Raw genomic sequence first — 316 nt, 5'->3', positions numbered from 1 at the left:
GCCTACGTGGCGATGGTGCTCACCCAGGAAACCGATTGCGTGCTGCTGGACGAACCCCTCAATAACCTGGATATTTCACATTCGGTGCAGATGATGCGCCACCTGCGCCAGGCCGCCGACGAGCTGCATCGCACTATCGTGCTGGTGATCCACGATATTAATTTCGCGGCGCGCTACTCGGATCGCATTATTGCGATGCGGGAGGGCATCGTTATGGATGCGGGCACCCCGGCAGATATTATGACCCCGGAGCGCCTTTCCGCGATTTTCGACGCGAATATCGATGTGATCCCCGGCCCCTGCGGCCCGGTCGCGA

At 59.8% G+C, this 316-nt stretch carries 1 pseudogene; it reads left to right on the top strand.

The annotated features are described in order from the left end of the window. A pseudogene (locus QP415_RS11185) lies at positions 1–316 on the top strand (ABC transporter ATP-binding protein); the annotation flags it as partial.

Origin of the sequence: Pauljensenia sp. UMB3104, assembly GCF_030217285.1 — a bacterium.
Lineage (GTDB): Bacteria > Actinomycetota > Actinomycetes > Actinomycetales > Actinomycetaceae > Pauljensenia.
The sequence above is the reverse complement of the archived record's forward strand: the minus strand, read 5'-3'. Positions and strand labels throughout refer to the sequence as shown.